The organism is Streptomyces sp. NPDC088910 (assembly GCF_044749865.1).
GTDB lineage: Bacteria > Actinomycetota > Actinomycetes > Streptomycetales > Streptomycetaceae > Actinacidiphila.
Window position 1 is genome coordinate 380658 of sequence record NZ_JBIVIV010000001.1, and the last position, 16126, is coordinate 396783.

General features: G+C 72.3%; 17 protein-coding genes. 10 read left to right on the top strand and 7 right to left on the bottom strand.

Annotated elements, in window-relative coordinates; genetic code table 11:
- Positions 1-12: 12 nt before the first annotated feature.
- Entirely contained in the window at positions 13-978 is a 966-nt protein-coding gene (locus ACIP4Z_RS01625) for a helix-turn-helix transcriptional regulator (RefSeq protein WP_401304206.1), read from the top strand.
- Here the strand turns inward: ACIP4Z_RS01625 and ACIP4Z_RS01630 are convergent.
- On the bottom strand, positions 929-2383 hold the full coding sequence (locus ACIP4Z_RS01630; protein ID WP_401304208.1) for an MFS transporter: 1455 nt from the start codon (positions 2381-2383) through the stop codon (positions 929-931). The two genes, ACIP4Z_RS01625 and ACIP4Z_RS01630, sit on opposite strands and share 50 nt — an antisense overlap.
- A gap of 137 nt (positions 2384-2520) precedes the next feature.
- On the opposite strand from ACIP4Z_RS01630, the gene ACIP4Z_RS01635 reads away from it, so the two are divergent.
- The 5 genes from ACIP4Z_RS01635 (at position 2521) to ACIP4Z_RS01655 (ending at position 7212) form a co-directional block, all read left to right on the top strand.
- Positions 2521-3108, top strand: coding sequence for a hypothetical protein (locus ACIP4Z_RS01635; protein WP_401304210.1), 588 nt, complete (start codon positions 2521-2523; stop codon positions 3106-3108).
- A gap of 87 nt (positions 3109-3195) precedes the next feature.
- Positions 3196-3846 (top strand): class I SAM-dependent methyltransferase, encoded by a 651-nt coding sequence (locus ACIP4Z_RS01640; RefSeq protein WP_401304213.1) that lies wholly within the window; start codon positions 3196-3198, stop codon positions 3844-3846.
- 149 nt (positions 3847-3995) lie between these two features.
- Positions 3996-4979, top strand: a complete 984-nt coding sequence (locus ACIP4Z_RS01645) for an N-acetylmuramoyl-L-alanine amidase (RefSeq protein ID WP_355345388.1) — start codon at positions 3996-3998, stop codon at positions 4977-4979.
- A gap of 138 nt (positions 4980-5117) precedes the next feature.
- Complete coding sequence (locus tag ACIP4Z_RS01650; RefSeq protein WP_401304215.1) at positions 5118-5957, top strand: hypothetical protein; 840 nt, start codon at positions 5118-5120, stop codon at positions 5955-5957.
- A 244-nt stretch (positions 5958-6201) separates the two neighbouring features.
- Complete coding sequence (locus ACIP4Z_RS01655; protein WP_401304218.1) at positions 6202-7212, top strand: LLM class F420-dependent oxidoreductase; 1011 nt, start codon at positions 6202-6204, stop codon at positions 7210-7212.
- A 110-nt stretch (positions 7213-7322) separates the two neighbouring features.
- Here the strand turns inward: ACIP4Z_RS01655 and ACIP4Z_RS01660 are convergent, their stop codons facing one another.
- Positions 7323-7877, bottom strand: coding sequence for a hypothetical protein (locus tag ACIP4Z_RS01660; protein ID WP_401304220.1), 555 nt, complete (start codon positions 7875-7877; stop codon positions 7323-7325).
- A 184-nt stretch (positions 7878-8061) separates the two neighbouring features.
- Between ACIP4Z_RS01660 and ACIP4Z_RS01665 the strand changes: the two genes are divergently transcribed.
- Positions 8062-8349: a hypothetical protein gene (locus ACIP4Z_RS01665; RefSeq protein WP_188285062.1), complete on the top strand. Its 288-nt coding sequence runs from the start codon at positions 8062-8064 to the stop codon at positions 8347-8349.
- 15 nt (positions 8350-8364) lie between these two features.
- On the opposite strand, the gene ACIP4Z_RS01670 is transcribed toward ACIP4Z_RS01665, so the two are convergent.
- Genes ACIP4Z_RS01670 through ACIP4Z_RS01680 form a run of 3 tightly spaced genes read right to left on the bottom strand, consistent with a single transcriptional unit; the run spans position 8365 to position 11749 of the window.
- Complete coding sequence (locus ACIP4Z_RS01670; protein WP_391160146.1) at positions 8365-9471, bottom strand: prenyltransferase; 1107 nt, start codon at positions 9469-9471, stop codon at positions 8365-8367.
- Positions 9468-10250, bottom strand: coding sequence for a class I SAM-dependent methyltransferase (locus ACIP4Z_RS01675; RefSeq protein ID WP_355345403.1), 783 nt, complete (start codon positions 10248-10250; stop codon positions 9468-9470). Before ACIP4Z_RS01675 ends, ACIP4Z_RS01670 begins: the two co-directional genes overlap by 4 nt.
- Complete coding sequence (locus ACIP4Z_RS01680; RefSeq protein WP_401304225.1) at positions 10250-11749, bottom strand: glycosyltransferase; 1500 nt, start codon at positions 11747-11749, stop codon at positions 10250-10252. Before ACIP4Z_RS01680 ends, ACIP4Z_RS01675 begins: the two co-directional genes overlap by 1 nt.
- Positions 11750-12025: 276 nt before the next feature.
- On the opposite strand from ACIP4Z_RS01680, the gene ACIP4Z_RS01685 reads away from it, so the two are divergent.
- From ACIP4Z_RS01685 to ACIP4Z_RS01695, 3 genes are all read left to right on the top strand, one after another.
- The gene (locus ACIP4Z_RS01685; RefSeq protein ID WP_188285065.1) at positions 12026-12676 is read left to right on the top strand and encodes a TetR family transcriptional regulator; all 651 of its coding nucleotides are present in this window, start codon (positions 12026-12028) and stop codon (positions 12674-12676) included.
- Between the two features lie 394 nt (positions 12677-13070).
- Entirely contained in the window at positions 13071-13925 is an 855-nt protein-coding gene (locus tag ACIP4Z_RS01690; RefSeq protein WP_188285066.1) for a helix-turn-helix transcriptional regulator, read from the top strand.
- An 11-nt stretch (positions 13926-13936) separates the two neighbouring features.
- The gene (locus tag ACIP4Z_RS01695; RefSeq protein WP_188285067.1) at positions 13937-14122 is read left to right on the top strand and encodes a DUF397 domain-containing protein; all 186 of its coding nucleotides are present in this window, start codon (positions 13937-13939) and stop codon (positions 14120-14122) included.
- A 138-nt stretch (positions 14123-14260) separates the two neighbouring features.
- Here the strand turns inward: ACIP4Z_RS01695 and ACIP4Z_RS01700 are convergent, their stop codons facing one another.
- Positions 14261-14497, bottom strand: coding sequence for a ferredoxin (locus ACIP4Z_RS01700; RefSeq protein WP_401304230.1), 237 nt, complete (start codon positions 14495-14497; stop codon positions 14261-14263).
- Complete coding sequence (locus ACIP4Z_RS01705) at positions 14497-16026, bottom strand: aldehyde dehydrogenase (protein WP_355345414.1); 1530 nt, start codon at positions 16024-16026, stop codon at positions 14497-14499. The genes ACIP4Z_RS01700 and ACIP4Z_RS01705 overlap by 1 nt, the downstream gene beginning before the upstream one ends.
- Between the last annotated feature and the right edge of the window lie 100 nt (positions 16027-16126).

Consider the following 16126-nt stretch of genomic DNA (forward strand, 5'->3'; position numbering starts at 1 on the left):
GAGGATGGGAGGGTGATCGACAGGACAGGGCTGGCCGACTTCCTCCGCCGGAGGCGGGAGGCGCTGCGGCCCGCGGACGTCGGCCTGGCCGAGGGGGTACGGCGGCGGACGCCGGGGCTGCGGCGCGAGGAGGTGGCGCAGCTGGCGGGGGTGTCGACGGATCACTACACGCGGCTGGAGCAGGCGCGCGGCTCGGCGCCGTCCGAGTCCGTCGTGGCGGCGCTCGCGCGTGCGCTGCGCTGCGACCCGGACGAGCGGGACCACCTGTTCCACCTCGTCGGGCTGTCGGCGCCGCCGCGCCTGGCCGGGAACCGGATCCGCCCGGGGCTGATCAGCCTCGCGAGCCGTCTGGTGGACGTGCCGGTGTGCATCTACACCGACCTCGGCGAGGTGGTGTGGACGAACGCGCTCCAGGACGCGCTCACCGGCCGCGACATCACGGGCCCCGGCCGCGAGAACAACATCTTCTGGCAGTGGTTCACCGATCCGGCCTGGCGCGCGCGGGTGCCGGAGGAGGACTGGCCGCGGATGTCGGCGGCGCACGTCGGCGACCTCCGCTCGACGTACTCCCGCCGCGCCGGGCACCGGGGCCTCGCCGACCTGGTGCGGGATCTGCTCGACAGCAGCGCCGAATTCCGCGCGCTGTGGGAGCGGCACGAGGTCGCGGTGCGCCGCGCGGACCGCAAGAACGTGCTGCACCCGCGGGTCGGGCTGGTCCGGCTGCGCTGCGAGGTGCTGCTCACACCGGAGGACGACGTACGGATGCTGGCGTCGTTCCCGGTCGAGGGCACCGACGCCGCGGAGAAGCTCACGCTGCTCCGCGACGACGCGACGGCGGCCCCGACCACAGGCCCGGCTACGGCCACAGGCCCGGCTACGGCTACGGCTACGGCTACGGCTACGGCTACGGCTACGGCTACGACACCTGCTACGACACCGGAACGATCTTCGGAGTCGGCTTCGGCAACAGCGCCGTGAGCGCGGTGCCCACGACCAGGAAGGCCGCGCTGATCAGGAAGGCCAGGGAGTAACCCGAGGTCAGCGCGCGGGCCGCCGACGCTCCCGCGTGCCCGCGGGAGGAGATACGGCTGGCGGCGGCGGTCGCGAGGATCGTGAGCCCGAGTGCCCCGCCGAGCTGGCGGGAGGTGTTGAGGAGGCCGGAGACGAGCCCCTGTTCGCTCATGCCGACACCGGAGGTGGCCGCCGCCGCGATGGGGGTCATCATCAGGCCCGCGCCGAACATGGTGAGGACGCCGGGCCCGAGGATCGAGGTGAGGAAGGCCCCGTCCACGGTGAGCCGGCTCTGCCAGGCCAGGCCCGCCGCCGAGATGAGCCCGCCCGCCGCGCCGACGATCCGGCTGTCCACGTAACTCATCAGCCGGGGCGCCAGCTTGGAGCCGACGATGATGCTGACGGTGTGCGGCAGGAAGGACAGACCCGCCCGCACCGGGCTGTAGTGCAGCACATTCTGCATGTACAGCGACAGGAAGTACCAGGTGGCGAAGGTCGCGGCCCCGGCCGCGAGCAGGACGGTGTTGGCCGCGGACACCGAACGGATACGGAACAGGCGCAGCGGCATCAGCGGCTGGGCGGTCCTGGCCTCGACGGCGACGAAGCCGCCGAGCAGGACGGCGCCCCCGACGATCGGCAGCAGCGCGGTGGCGGACGTCCAGCCGTGCGACTCGCTCTCGGCGATGCCGTACGCGAGGGCGGCGACACCGCCGGTGACCAGGACGGCGCCGGGTACGTCGAGACGGCGGCTCGTACCGCCGCGGCTCTCGGTGAGCCACAGCGCCGCGCCGACGATCACCAGCGCGCCGATCGGCACGTTGACCAGCAGCACCCAGCGCCACGACAGGTAGTCGGTCAGCAGGCCGCCGACCAGGCCGCCCGCCGCGCCGCCGCCCGCGCCGACCGCCGTCCAGGTGCCGATCGCCCTCGTCCGCTCGGGGCCCTCGGGGAAGGACGTGGTGAGGATGGCGAGCGTGGTGGGCGCCAGTACGGCGGCGCCGATGCCCTGGAGGGTGCGGGCGGCGATCAGCAGCCCCGAGGACTGCGCGAGGCCGCCCGCGAGGCTCGCGGCCGTGAACAGGCCGAGGCCGACGAGGAAGACGCGCTTGCGGCCGAAGAGGTCGGCGGCCCGGCCGCCGAGCATCAGCAGGCCGGCGAACGTGATCGCGTACGCGTTCACCACCCACTGCTGACCGGCCTGGCTCAGCGCCAGGTCCGTACGCATCGACGGCAGCGCCACGTTCACGACGGACACGTCGAGCACCACGAGGAACTGGCCCGCGCACACCGCGACCAGCACCGCCCATGCGGGCGGCGCCGGGCGCCCGGTACGGCGGGGGGTTCGTTCGCGCTGTCCGAGGAGATCGCTCATGGGGACCATGCTGCCGTCCCGCCTGTCACGAAAGCATCGGGATTTTGGCCTACGTCCACCCCGCCGGGACCTAGGACATCTTCCGGGGGGCACGTGCTTCGGGACCGGTCCCGGGACAGGTGGGTTTGGCTGTACGCATGAACCATCAGCCTTCCGCGGGCCCGGCCCGTTCCCGTCCGCTCGTCCGTGCCGTGCTGTTCGCGGCCGTGGCCGCCGTCCTCGTATCGTGCGGCGACGGCGGCGCGGGCGGCTCCGGCCGCTCCGACGGCGCGGGCCGGGCCGTACCGGCGTCCCGCACACCGACGACCGCCACGACATCCCCGAGTCCCACGACCCCCAGCCCGTCGCCCGCCCTGACGCTGCCCGTGCCGTCGGACGGCACGGACACGGAGCTGTGCCGGGACGGGCGCTGCGAGGTCCGGGTGACCGAGGGCGACACGATTCCGGTGCCCGCGCGGTCCGGTGTCGGACGGCTCACGGTGACCTCGGTCGGGGGTCACACGGTCATGCTGACCGCGCCGCTGATCCAGTCGCAGTTCGACTCCGACGGCGGCTGCCAGATGAGCGTCACCGGCCCGTCGGACGAGGACTCCGGCTCCACCGACCTGACCTGCGAGGCGGGCACCAAGGGGAGGGTGAACAAGCTGAGTCTCCAGCTGCTCGGCGTCGTGGGCAGGGCCGCCGTGCTGCGCATCGGCCTCGCGGCCTCGGGCACCGGCGCATAAGGCCCCGGCCCGGCCCCCATCCCGGCACCCCAGCCCCGGCCCGGCCCAGGTCCCGGCCCGCGTCCCGGCGGAAATAAGGTGAACCCCATGACGGATGTGGTGGCGGCGTTCGAGGCCGCGAAGGGGTTCATGCCACGGGACGAGGGCCTGGCCCTGTACGCGGCGGCGAAGGAGGTCGCGGCCGGACTCGGGCTGCCGCTGCTGGAGGTGGGCACGTACTGCGGGCGGTCGACGATCCTGCTGGCGGACGCGGCCCGGGGGGCGGGCACGGTGGCGGTGACCGTCGACCACCACCGGGGCAGCGAGGAGCAGCAGCGGGACTGGGGCAACGGCGAGTACCACGACCCGGAGCTGGTGGTGGAGGAGGCGACGGGGCTGATGGACACGCTCCCGTCCTTCCGCAGGACGCTGTACGAGGCGGGCCTCGAAGAGCACGTGATCGCGGTGGTCGGGAGGTCACCGCAGGTCGCCAGGGTGTGGCGGCAGCCGCTCGGGCTGGTGTTCATCGACGGCGGGCACACCGACGAGCACGCGGGCGGCGACTACGCGGGGTGGGGGCCGCTGGTCGCCGAGGGCGGCCTGCTGGTGATCCACGACGTGTTCGCGGACCCGGCCGACGGCGGGCAGGCGCCGTACCGGGTGTACCGGCGCGCGCTGGACTCCGGCGCCTTCGCCGAGGTCTCGGCGACGGGGTCACTGCATGTGCTGCGCAGGCTGCCGGGCCCGTTCGAACCGTAGCCCGCCGCGCCCCGCACAACCCGCGCGGCTTACGGCCGAGCGGCCCACGCCACCCGTCGCCGTCACGACCACCTCGCCCTCCGTAGCTCCCCGGCCGCGCCGCGCGACCGCTCTTCAGCGATGTCCGCGAGGCCGATAGAGTCGCTGGCGTGTTCAGGAACGAGTCGTACGGGGGCGGCAAGCGCCGCTCTCTGATCATCGCCGTCGCCGTGGTCGTACCGGCGTGCCTGGCAGGCGGTCTGGTGTACCACGCGGTGGGCGATTCCGGGGGCTCGGAGCAGGACAGCGCGGTACGGGCCGCGCCGACGTCCTCGCCGTCGGCCTCACCGACCTCGGCGGGTACCGGCGACGACGGCCAGAAGGGCTCGGCGCCCCAGGCGGACCTGGCGGGCACGGCCCCGACCGCGCAGGCGACGGCCTCCCCCCGACCGCTCAACACCGCAGGCGCGATGAGGCCGTTGGCGGGAAAGGTCGTCGTCCTCGACCCCGGCCACAATCTCAACAACGCCAAGCACACGGCGGAGATCAACAAGCTGGTGAACATCGGCACCGCCCGCAAGGAGTGCGACACCACGGGGACGGAGACCAACTCCGGTTACGCGGAGGCGACGTACACCCTGGACGTCGCGCACCGGGTGCGGGCGATCCTGCTGGCGCGCGGCGCGCAGGTGAAGCTGACGTACGACGGCGACCGGGCGTTCGGCCCCTGCGTGGACGAGCGGGCCCGGATCGGGAACGCGGCGCACGCGGACGCGGCCCTGTCGATCCACGCGGACGGCGCGCCCGCGTCGGCGTCCGGCTTCCATGTGATCGCGCCCACGTCGGTGCACGTGGGCATCGCGGACACCCGTAAGATCGCGGCGCCCTCGTATCTGCTGGCCACGACGCTGCGTTCGCGTTTCGCCGCGGCGACCGGCGAGCACTTCGCCGACTACCTCGGCGGCGGTACGGGGATGACGGTCCGCGACGACCTCGGCGGGCTCAACCTGTCCACCGTTCCGAAGGTGTTCATCGAGTGCGGGAACATGCGCAACGCTCATGACGCCAAGTCGTTGACGGACTCCGCGTGGCGGCAGCACGCTGCCCAGGGGATCGCCGACGGCCTCACCGCCTTCCTCGAAGGGAAGAGGTGACAGGGCTGTAGCAGTCCGGTATGGATCGTGCACCAATGGTCATACCTGGCTGTCCGGACATGATCACACCCGTACGATGGGGCACCGCCCGATTGAGTACGGCCGAGTTAACCGAACTGACAAAGGACAGGACCTGACGTGAACATCCGCTCCCTGACCCGAGGAGACGGCGCGGTGATCGGAGCAGCGGTGCTGCTGCTGATCGCCTCGTTCCTGCCGTTCTTCAGCTTCAAGTCGCCGTTCAACGGCGCGGAAAGTTCGCGGAACCTGTGGCACTCGGACTACTTCCCGATCCTGCCTTCGGTGACGCTGGCCGCGCTGATCGCCGCCGCCGCGGTGGTGCTGGCGCGTACCGGTCCGCTCGTCGGGCGGCAGATCCTGGGGCTCTCCCTTGAGCAGTGGGCCGTCGCGATCTCGCTGTTCGTGGGCTGGACCGCCCTGTGGGCGACGCTGTTCGACAACCCGGACGGCGTCGACAAGGGCGCGGGCAACTGGCTGACGCTGCTGTTCGGCGTCGTCATCGCGGTGGCGGCCCCGCTGTCCAACCGTCTTCCCGCGCTGAAGGCCCCGCTGCTCGGCGCCCCGCGGCCCGCGGCCCAGCCGTACGGTCTCGGCCCCGGCCAGCAGCCGTACGCGGCGGGTCCGCCGCAGGCCGGTTACGGGTACCCGGGCGGCGCGCAGTCCGTCGAGACGCCGTACGGTCAGCCGCAGCAGGCCCAGCAGCCGTACGGTGCGCAGCAGTCGGCGCCGCAGCCGGCCGCCGCGCAGGGTCCGTCGTCGGACTTCACCGCTTTCTGGTTCGCGGTGCCGGTGCCGCGCCCGTTGTTCGCGGAGGACAACCCGGGTGCGCAGATCGCCGAACTGACGCCGGGTACCTGGTACTTGGCCGTGGACCAGCGCGGCTCCGCGCTGATCGCGCAGACCCAGGACGGGCGGCGCGGTGTGCTCCAGGACAGCAGCGGCATCCAGCGCGGCTGATCGTTTCTCCTTCCGGTACGCGACAGCGGCCGGTCCCGCTCCGGACCTCCGGACGCCGGGACCGGCCGCTGTTCTTTTCCGCCCGCCCGCCTGCTCGCCCCCCCAGGCCGTCACCCGGCCCCCAGCCGCCCGCTGCCTGCGAACGCCCCGCGCCCGGCCGCCGGTCTTCCGGCCCGCGGCGGGCGCGCGTACCCTCCCATTATTCCTGACGCACCGTCAGATCACTTGCCCCCAGGAGGCGTTCATGCGGCTCGGACTCGCGCTCGGTTACTGGGGCCGCGGCCCGGACCCCGGCCATGTGGGGCTGGCGCAGGAGGCGGAACGGCTGGGCTACGACTCGGTGTGGACCGCGGAGGCGTGGGGCTCGGACGCCTTCACCCCGCTCACCTGGATCGCCGCGCACACCAGCCGGATCAGGCTGGGCACGGGTATCGCGCAGATGGCGGCCCGCTCCCCCGCCGCCACCGCGATGCAGGCGCTCACCCTCGACCACCTCTCCGGCGGGCGGATGCTGCTCGGCCTCGGCCTGTCGGGACCGCAGGTGGTGGAGGGCTGGTACGGCCGCCCGTTCCCGAGCAGCCCGCTGACCGCGACCCGCGAGTACGTGGACGTGATCCGCCAGGTGCTGCGCCGCGAGGCGCCGGTACGGCTGGACGGCCGTTTCCACGCGCTGCCGTACGCCGGTCCCGACGGCACCGGGCTCGGCCGCCCGCTGAAGCCCATCACCCACCCGCTGCGCGCCGCCCTGCCGGTGCTGCTGGGCGCCGAAGGTCCCAGGAACATCGCCCAGACGGTACGGATCGCCGACGGCTGGCTGCCGCTGTACTGGTCGCCGTTCCGTACCGACGCCTACGACGCGCCGCTCGCCGACGCGTCGAAGGACTTCATGGTCGCCCCGCTGGTCCGCGCGCAGGTCTGCGCGGACCCGGCCGACGGGCTGCTCCCGGTCAAGGCGATGCTCGGCTTCTACATCGGCGGCATGGGCGCGCGCGGCCGTAATTTCCACGCCGAGCTGATGGGCCGGATGGGGTACGAGGAGGAGGCCGGGCGGATTCAGCGGCTCTTCGCCGAGGGCCGCCGGGAGGAGGCGGTGCACGCCGTGCCGGACGCCTTCGCCGACGAGATCTCGCTGGTCGGGCCGCGTGAACGGATCGCCGACCGGCTCGCGGCCTGGCGGTCGGGCCCGGTCACCGACCTGCTGGTGACCGCGCCCGACCGGGAGACGCTGCGGGTGCTGGCGGAGCTGAACGCCTAGCGGGCGGCCCGGCGGAGGGCTCCGAACGCGTCAGCCGACGATGTCCTGAGCCGACGATGTCCTGAGCCGCCGCCGCCCTCAGCCGACGATGTCCTGAGCCGCCCCTGCCCTCAGCCGCCGATGTCCTTGAGCGACGGCACGTTGTCGGTGACGTCCGCCCCCGCGCTCTTGCCCGCTTCCTTGACCTTGTTGATCACGTCGTCGAAGCTATTCGCCGCCTGGTCGGCGGAGTCGCCCTTGCGGAGCTTGGCCGGCAGGTCCTTGAGCGCGTCGATGCCCGCCGTCAGCGGTGCCACCGCCTTGCTCAGCGTGGGGTCGGCCTTGGCGTTCCCGGCCGCCGCCTTCAGCCTGTTGTAGGCGAAGGTGCCCGCGAGACCGGCCTTGACCAGCGCGAAGGTCCGGCCGCTCGCGCCCTTCTTGAACTTGCCCGCCTTGTACGGCTTCACGATCCACTGGTACGTGGCCCCGGCCGCGAGGCCCGCGTTGGCGACGAAGCGCGTCTTGGCCAGCTTCTGCTTCTCGACGGTGCTGGTCGGCGACGCGCTCGGGTCCGAACTGCCGGTCGACATGGAGTCCGTGGACTTGCCGCAGGCGGTCGCCGTGAAGAAGGTGACGGCGAGCAGGAGCGCGACGATCGTCCGGCGCAACGGGATGCGTGTCGGCACGGGGACCTCCGGGGTGGCATACGGGCTACGGGTGCGGGGCGTGCGTGATCTTTGGCAGCATCACCCGGCCCCGGTCCGCCCGCCACTCGGGAGTTCTGGCCAGATCCTCACGCTTCGCGAGGGCGCGCCGTCACCGCGGAATCGAAAGGAGTTTCAATCGCCGGAGCCGGGCAATGCGGTTGTCATGGCCAGACGGTATGGCGGTAACCCCGCCGCGGCGATCATCCTCATCGTCGCAGACATCGCTGCACTGATCCTGATCCTGTGGATCTTCTTCTTCGTGTTCGACGCCAACCGGGCGAACGACCTGGTCAACTGGGTCCATCACTCGGCGAATTGGCTCGCGGGCTGGTCGAAGGACCTGTTCACGGTGGACAACGCCAAGTGGCGCACCGTGCTCAACTACGGTCTGCCCGCAGCCGTCTACCTGCTGGTCGCGCACGCGGTGGCAGGCCGGGTCAACCGCGCCTGACGTACGGCACGCGTCTCAGCAGCAGCCCGTCCTGCCGGACGCCTCGGGTTCCAGCCCGACCGGCAGCCGTTCCCCGCTGAATACGGCGGTGGTCGCCTCGTCCCCCCCGAGCGCGGCCACCGCCAGCAGCACGGCGGCGGCGGTCCACGCGGTGCGCTCCACCGGCCAGACGGCGTCGTCGTCGTAGACGTACCCCGTCCAGTACAGGCCGTCGTCCGCGCGCAGGTGCCGCATGTCGGCCAGCAACTGTACGGCGCGGTCGGACTCGCCCACCGCCCAGAGCGCCAGGGCCAGTTCGGCGGTCTCGCCGCCGGTCACCCACGGGTTGGGCACCACGCAGCGGACGCCGAGGCCCGGCACCACGAAGCGGGACCAGCCCTCCTCGATCCGCTCCAGCGCGCGCGGCCCGCGCAGCGCGCCGGACAGCACCGGGTAGTACCAGTCCATGGAGTAGCGGCTCTTGTCCAGGAACCGCTCCGGGTGGCTGCGGATCGCGTGCCCCAGCGCGCCGGTCGCCAACTCCCAGTCCGGCTGCGGCTCTTCGCGGTGCTCGGCGATGGCCAGCGCGCAGCGCAGCGCCTGGTGGATCGACGAACTCCCGGTCAGCAGCGCGTCGGTGACGACTCCCCCGCCGTGCTCGGCCGCCTCCCGCTTCCAGCCGATCTGGCCGCCGGGCTGCTGGAGCCCCAGCACGAACTCCACCGCCGCGTAGACCGTCGGCCACAGCCGGTCCACGAACGCGTCGTCCCCGGTGGACAGATAGTGGTGCCACACGCCGACGGCCACGTACGCGCAGAAGTTGGACTCCTGGCCGCGGTCGGTCGGCCGCTGCGGGTCGCCGTCCTGGTAGGCGGCGTACCAGGACCCGTCCTCGTTCTGGTGCCTGGCCAGCCAGTCGTACGCGGCCCGCGCGCGCTCGTGCTCGCCCGCCGCGTCCAGCGCCATCGCCGCCTCGACGTGGTCCCAGGGGTCGAGGTGGTGGCCGCGGAACCAGGGGATCGCGCCGTCCTCGCGCTGGACCGCCGCGACGGCGTCCACCGTCTCCGCGGCCTGCTGGGCGGTGAGCACACCGGGCAGCGCCAGCCGCTCCGTGCGGTCCGGCCTCCGGCTGGGATACGTCACTTGGCGGCGCCCGGGGCGGCTGTGACGTCGGTGTCGTCCGCGGACGGCGAGACGGCGTCCACCGGCAGGTGCGGCTTGGTCGCGTAGGCCACGAAGCTCTTGCCGATCAGCGGGTTGAGCGCCTGTTCGGCGACCCTTGTGGCCAGCGGTTTCTTCATGATGTCCCAGACCAGCAGCTTGTGGTACAGCTTCACCGGCAGCGCCTTGTCGTTGTCCACGCCGACCGCGCACTTGATCCACCAGTACGGCGCGTGCAGCCCGTGCGCGTGGTGCGTGCCGTACGGGCGCAGGCCCGCCTCCCGCATCCTGCCGAGCAGTTCGTCGGCCTTGTAGATGCGGATGTGGCCGCCCTCGACCTCGTGGTAGGCGTCCGACAGCGCCCAGCAGACCTTCTCCGGGCCGTAGCGCGGCACCGTGACCGCGATCCGGCCGCCGGGGCGCAGCACCCGCACCATCTCGGCGAGGACGCCCTTGTCGTCGGGGATGTGCTCCATCACCTCGGAGATGATGACGACGTCGAAGCTCTCGTCGGGGAACGGGAGTTGGAGGGCGTCGCCCTCCATCGCCACCGCCGACGCGCCCTCCGGCGCCTCGCCCTCCTCCTTCATCGCCGCGAACCAGCGGGCGACTTCGCGGATCTCCTCGCCGTTCCTGTCCAGCGCCACCACGTGCGCTCCGCGCCGGTAGCACTCGAAGGCGTGGCGCCCGGCGCCGCATCCGAGGTCCAGCACGCGGTCGCCTGCGGCGAGCGGGAAACGGGTGAAGTCGACGGTCAGCATCAGCGGTTGCTCCCTACCGGGCCGGACTCGGTCTCGGGGGGCACGTCCCCCATACGTTCACCTTGCGCGAGGGCGCGCCCTTCAGGGGCGCGGGGCACCGCGTGCCCGGCCGGTGCGGCGCCGCGGCTCACCGACCGCCCCAGCGGGGCGGACGCGGTCGGTTCCGCGACCACCGGCCCGGTGGCGGCTTGCTCGCGCCCACGCGGCGGCAGCCGCACATCGGACACAGGCCCGCGAGCCCGCGGGGCGGAGGCGATCGCTTCGCGGTACAGGGCCACCGTCGCCTCGGCGGCCCGCTCCCACGTGAAGTGGGCCAGGACGCGGGCGCGGCCGGCGGCGGCGAGCCGCTTGCGAAGGCCGGCGTCGTCGAGAACACGTTCAAGCCCAGCGGCAAGCGCACCGGCGTCGCCCGGGGGCACGGCGAGGCAGGTCTCGCCGTCGGGCCCTGCGACCTCGGGGATGGCGCCGCCGGTGGTGGCGACCAGCGCGGTGCCGGTGGCCATCGCCTCGGCGGCGGGCAGGGAGAAGCCCTCGTAGAGCGACGGCACGCAGGCGACCTCGGCGCCGCGCAGCAGGTCGACCAGCTCGGCGTCGCTGATGCCCTTGACGAATTCGACGGCGTCCGCGAGGCCGAAGTCGGCGATGGCCTCGGCCACGGGCCCCTTCTCCGGCCGTTTGCCGACGACGACGAGATGGGCGTACGGCCGCTGCGCCCGTACCTTGGCGAGCGCCTCGATCAGGAAGACCAGGCCCTTGAGAGGCACGTCGGCGCTCGATGTGGTGACGATCCGGCCGGGCACCTCGGCCACGGAGGGGTCGGGCGAGAAGAGCCGGGCGTCGGCGCCGATCGGGACGGCGCGGATGCGGTCCGGCCGTACGCCCAGGTCCTCGATGATCTCGTCGCGCGAGGAACCGGAGACGGTCACCACGGACGGCAGGCGGCGGGCCACCCGCTTCTGCATCTGCGTGAAGCCGTACCAGCGGCGTACCGACAGCCGTCGCTTCCAGCCCTGCGCGGCGGCCAGGTCCAGGCGGCGGTCCACGGTGATGGGGTGGTGGATCGTGGTGACCAGCGGCAGGCCGAGGCCGAGCAGCCCGTAGCCGAGCGTCTGATTGTCGTGGACGACGTCGAACTCGGCGCGGCGGGCGGCGAGATGGCGCCGGGCACGCAGGCTGAAAGTGAGCGGTTCAGGGAAGCCGCCGGTCCACATGGTGGCGACCTCGAGGGCGTCGACCCAGTCGCGGTACTCGCCGCGCTTGGGGGTGCGGAACGGGTCCGGCTGCCGGTACAGGTCGAGGCTGGGCAGCTCGGTGAGGGTGACGCCCTCGCCGACCGCGTCCAGCACGGGGTAGGGCTGCGCGCCGATCACCTCGACGCTGTGGCCGAGCGCGGCCAGCTCGCGGGACAGGTGCCGGACGTACACGCCCTGGCCGCCGCAGAAGGGATTTCCCTTGTAGCTGAGCAGGGCAATCCGCAGCGGCCTGGCCTGTGAGGTCACTCCGGCCCCCTTCTCGGTCGCGATTGAGCCGGAGCGTAACCGCTGTCGCGCTAATCTAGAACAAGTTTCAGACTTGATGGTACAGAAAGCCAGTCCACCGGCCGCCGGACGGTCGGATCACGCCGCCGGGGGCGGGGCCCGGTGCGGGCCGAGGGTGACTCGCACCACGTCACCCGCCCTGCCATCATGCACGCAGCGCGGGACACCGGCGGCACGGGCCGACCGGCCCGCGGACCGGCACGCAAACGGGTACGGGAACGGCACGGGATGGGACACATGAGCACTGACTCCAAGCCGTCCAGCCCGCCGCTCCCGCGCGTACCGTCGCACTCCCCCGCGCCGCACTCGCCGCCGCTGACGGAGCGGCAGGAGGCCCGGCGCCGCCGCATCCTGCACACCAGCGCGCAGCTCGCCTGCCGGGGCGGTTTCGACGCCGTGCAGATGCGGGAGGTCGCCGAGACCTCGGGCGTCGCGCTCGGCACGCTCTACCGCTACTTCCCCTCCAAGATCCATCTGCTGGTCGCGACCATGCAGGACCAGCTCGGGCAGTTGCACGGGACGCTGCGCAAGCGGCCCCCGGTGGCGGCCGAGCCGGCCGACCGGGTCGCGGAGACCTTGATGCGGGCCTTCCGCGCGATGCAGCGCGAGCCGCATCTGGCCGACGCGATGGTGCGCGCCCTCACCTTCGCCGACCGTTCGGTCAGCGCCGAGGTCGACACCGTCTCGCGGCTGACCACGGCGATCATCCTGGACGCGATGGGCCTGGACGCGCCCCCCACGGCCGAGCAGCTCTCGGCCGTCCGGGTCATCGAGCACACCTGGCACTCCGCGCTGGTCACCTGGCTCTCCGGCCGGGCCTCGATCGCCCAGGTGAAGATCGACATCCAGACGGTCTGCCGTCTGATCGACCTGACGTCCCCCGAGTAGCGCCCGCGCGGGCGCTGCCCGGCGCGCTCCCGGCCGAGGGTCACGGGCGAAGATCACGGATGAAGATCACGGGCGAAGATCACGGGCGAAGATCACGACCGTGGCTGGCCGCCACCGCCCGGCGACCGGGGCCCCACGACCCCTTCACGGGAACTTCACCGGGCCCTCGCCGACCCGTCGCCCGTCGTACCGTCGGAGCGGGATCGCCGGTAACCGGATACCCGGTCAACACACTTACACCTCAAGGGAGTTGACTGTCCGCGTGCGCGTAAGCGCGCGCAGCATATGGGGCAATAATGCCCCACTGCAACCTTGTCTCCGAAATTTCCAGAAACGATCTGGACCCCGCGTGAGCGGAACGGCAGACTCGGAACCACCATTCAGAAGGGACACCATGCCGCTCAGAAGCACCGCAACCGCCCGCCAGGAGCGCCTCGGTGCGGAGCTACGGAAAATGCGGGAAGCCGCAGCGATCACCGCGCGGGACACCGCGCGGCTGCTCGGCACCGACCCGGCGAAGGTGAGCCACATCGAGGCCGGGCGGCTCGGCGTGAGCGAGGAGCGGTTACGCAGACTCGCGGCGTTCTACGAGTGCGGCGACACCGCGCTGATCGACGCGCTCGTGGTCATGGCCAACAGCCAGGGCCGCAAGGGCTGGTGGGAGACCTACCGCGGCGTCGTACCGGCCGGGCTGCTGGACATCGCCGAGCTCGAACACCACGCCACCCGGCTCCGTACCATCCAGATCACCCACATTCCGGGTGTGTTCCAGACCGAGGACTACACCCGCACGGTCTTCGGCTACGCCATCCCGCCGTTGCCGGACAACGAGCTGGAGGCGCGGGTGGCCCAGCGCATGGAGCGTTCGGGAGTGCTCTACCGGGAGACGGCGCCGCCGTACGAGGCGCTGATCCACGAGGCCGCGCTGCGTATGCGGTTCGGCGGCGGGAAGGTGGCGCGCGCCCAGCTCGAACACATCCAGGAGCTGAGCCATCTGCCGCACATCAGCGTGCGGGTGATCCCCTTCGCGGTGGACGGTCACATAGGTTCCGGCCACGCGATGCTCTACGCGAGCGGTCCGGTACGGCCGCTCGACACCGTTCAGATCGACTCCGCACACGGCATCAGCTTTCTGCACGCGGCACCGCATCTGTCCAATTACCGCGTGCTCTACAACACTCTCGCGGAGGTTGCGCTGGATCAGTCCCGGTCACGGGACTTCATCCGCGACATCTCCCAAGACCTCTGAAAGGCCCGCCGATGATCGCGCCCGCGCCGCTCGTTTGGCAGAAGTCCACGTACTCGCAGGAACAGGGCGAGTGCGTCGAGCTGGCCGAGGACGGCGGCGCGGTCCTGCTCCGCGAGAGCGACGACCCAGGGGTCGTGCTGTGTACGACGCCGACCGCGCTGGCCCGCTTTCTGCGGGCCATCAAACGCGGCGGGTGAGGCGGGGACGGTTCCGGGCCGCCGCGCCCGGTCCGGGCCAGTCCGGCCCGGCCCGGCCCGGCCCGGCCCGCAAGGGTGACGACGGGTAGCCCGGCCGGGTGATTCCGGCCGGGCGGGCTGTTCACACCGTCCGTCCGGTCACTCCTCCGGCGGGAAGACCGGCTCTCCCGACCCCTGCACGGTCAGGGTGATGGCCTCCACCGGGCAGCTCTCGGCCGCCGCGAGGAGGCCCTCCGAGGCGTCCGCCGCCGCCTCCACCGCGCGGGACTGGCGGGGCACGCCGCCCAGCACGAAGGCGCCGGGGGCGCCGATCGCGCACAGTCCCGAGCCGATGCAGACGGAGCGGTCCACGTCCACGTGCCAGCGGTCGCCCATCAGTCGGTGCCGCCCGCCGTGCCCGCTGCCCCGGCGGCCTCCCGCGCCGGGGCGGCCGGGTAGTCGGCCGGGAGGTGGATCATCTTGTGCTCCAGGTACTCGCTGAACCCCTCGGGCCCGAACTCCCGCCCGAGACCTGAGTCCTTGTAGCCGCCGAAGGGGCCGAGCATGTCGAGGCTGAAGGTGTTGACGGAGTACGTGCCGGTACGCACCTGGCGCGCGATGTCGATGCCGTGCTCGGTGTCGGAGGTCCACACGCTGCCGGACAGGCCGTAGTCGGAGTCGTTGGCGATGCGTACGGCGTCGGCCTCGTCGTCGTACGGCAGCAGGCAGATCACCGGGCCGAAGATCTCCTCGCGGGCGATCCGCATCCCCGGCGCGACGTCGCCGAACAGCGTCGGCTCGACGTACCAGCCGGTGTCCAGGCCGCTCGGCCGGCCGCCGCCGGTCAGCACCTTGGCGCCCTCGCGCTGGCCGATCGCGATGTAGTCCAGGGAGCGCTGCCGCTGGCGTTCCGCGACCAGCGGGCCGACCTCGGTGGCCGGGTCCAGCGGGTCGCCGACCACCAGCGCGGAGGCCGCCGCCGCCAGCCGCTCGGCGATCTCGTCGTAGTGGGTACGGGGGGCCAGGACGCGGGTCTGGGCCACGCACGCCTGGCCGTTGTTCATCCACGCGTTGGGCACGATCCCGGCGACGGCCGCCGTCAGGTCCGCGTCCGGCAGGATCACGGCCGCCGACTTGCCGCCCAACTCCAGTGTCACGCGCGTGAGATGGCGCGCGGCCACCTCCATCACCCGCTTGCCCGCCGCGACCGAGCCGGTGAACGACACCTTGTCCACGCCGGGGTGGCCGACCAGGTACTCGCTGACCTCGCGTCCGGCGGGCACGATGTTCAGCACCCCGTCCGGCAGCCCGGCCTCCCGCGCGATCTCCGCCAGCAGATACGCGTCGAGCGGCGACTCCGGCGACGGCTTGAGCACCGCCGTGCACCCGGCGAGCAGCGCGGGCCCGAGCTTCGCCGCCGCCGTGAACTGCGGTACGTTCCACGGCACCACGGCCGCGACGACGCCGACCGGCTCGCGCCGTACCAGGATCGGCCCGAGCGCTCCGGCCCGCCGCTCCTCGTAACGGAAGTCGCGCGCCACGGTGATCGCGGCGTCCCAGACCATCATCGCGCCGAGCGCCTGGGCCAGGACGCTCCAGGAGACCGGTGAGCCGTTCTCCCGGCTGATCAGCCGGGCTATCTCCTCGTGCCTGACCAGGACGGCGTCCTTGATCCGGCCGACGACCTCGATCCGTTCCGCCAACGTCGAGCGGGGCCAGGGCCCTTCGTCGAACGCGGTGCGGGCCGCCGCCACCGCCCGGTCCACATCCGCCCGCGACGCGTGCGGCACCCGTCCGAACACCCGCTCCGTGTGCGGCGACACGACCTCGATCGTCCCCCCGTCCCCCGCCGGATCGACGAACGCCCCTCCGATGAACAGCTTTCCGTGCTCGATGAAGTCGGAACCAGGACCGGGATCGTTCATCGCTGTCGCCTCCGCCGCTCTCGCTGTCTCCGCTCGAACCATTTCTGACGCTCAGTCAGAACTGATACCAGTTCTCGTTATAGTGGGCAATGGACGCGGC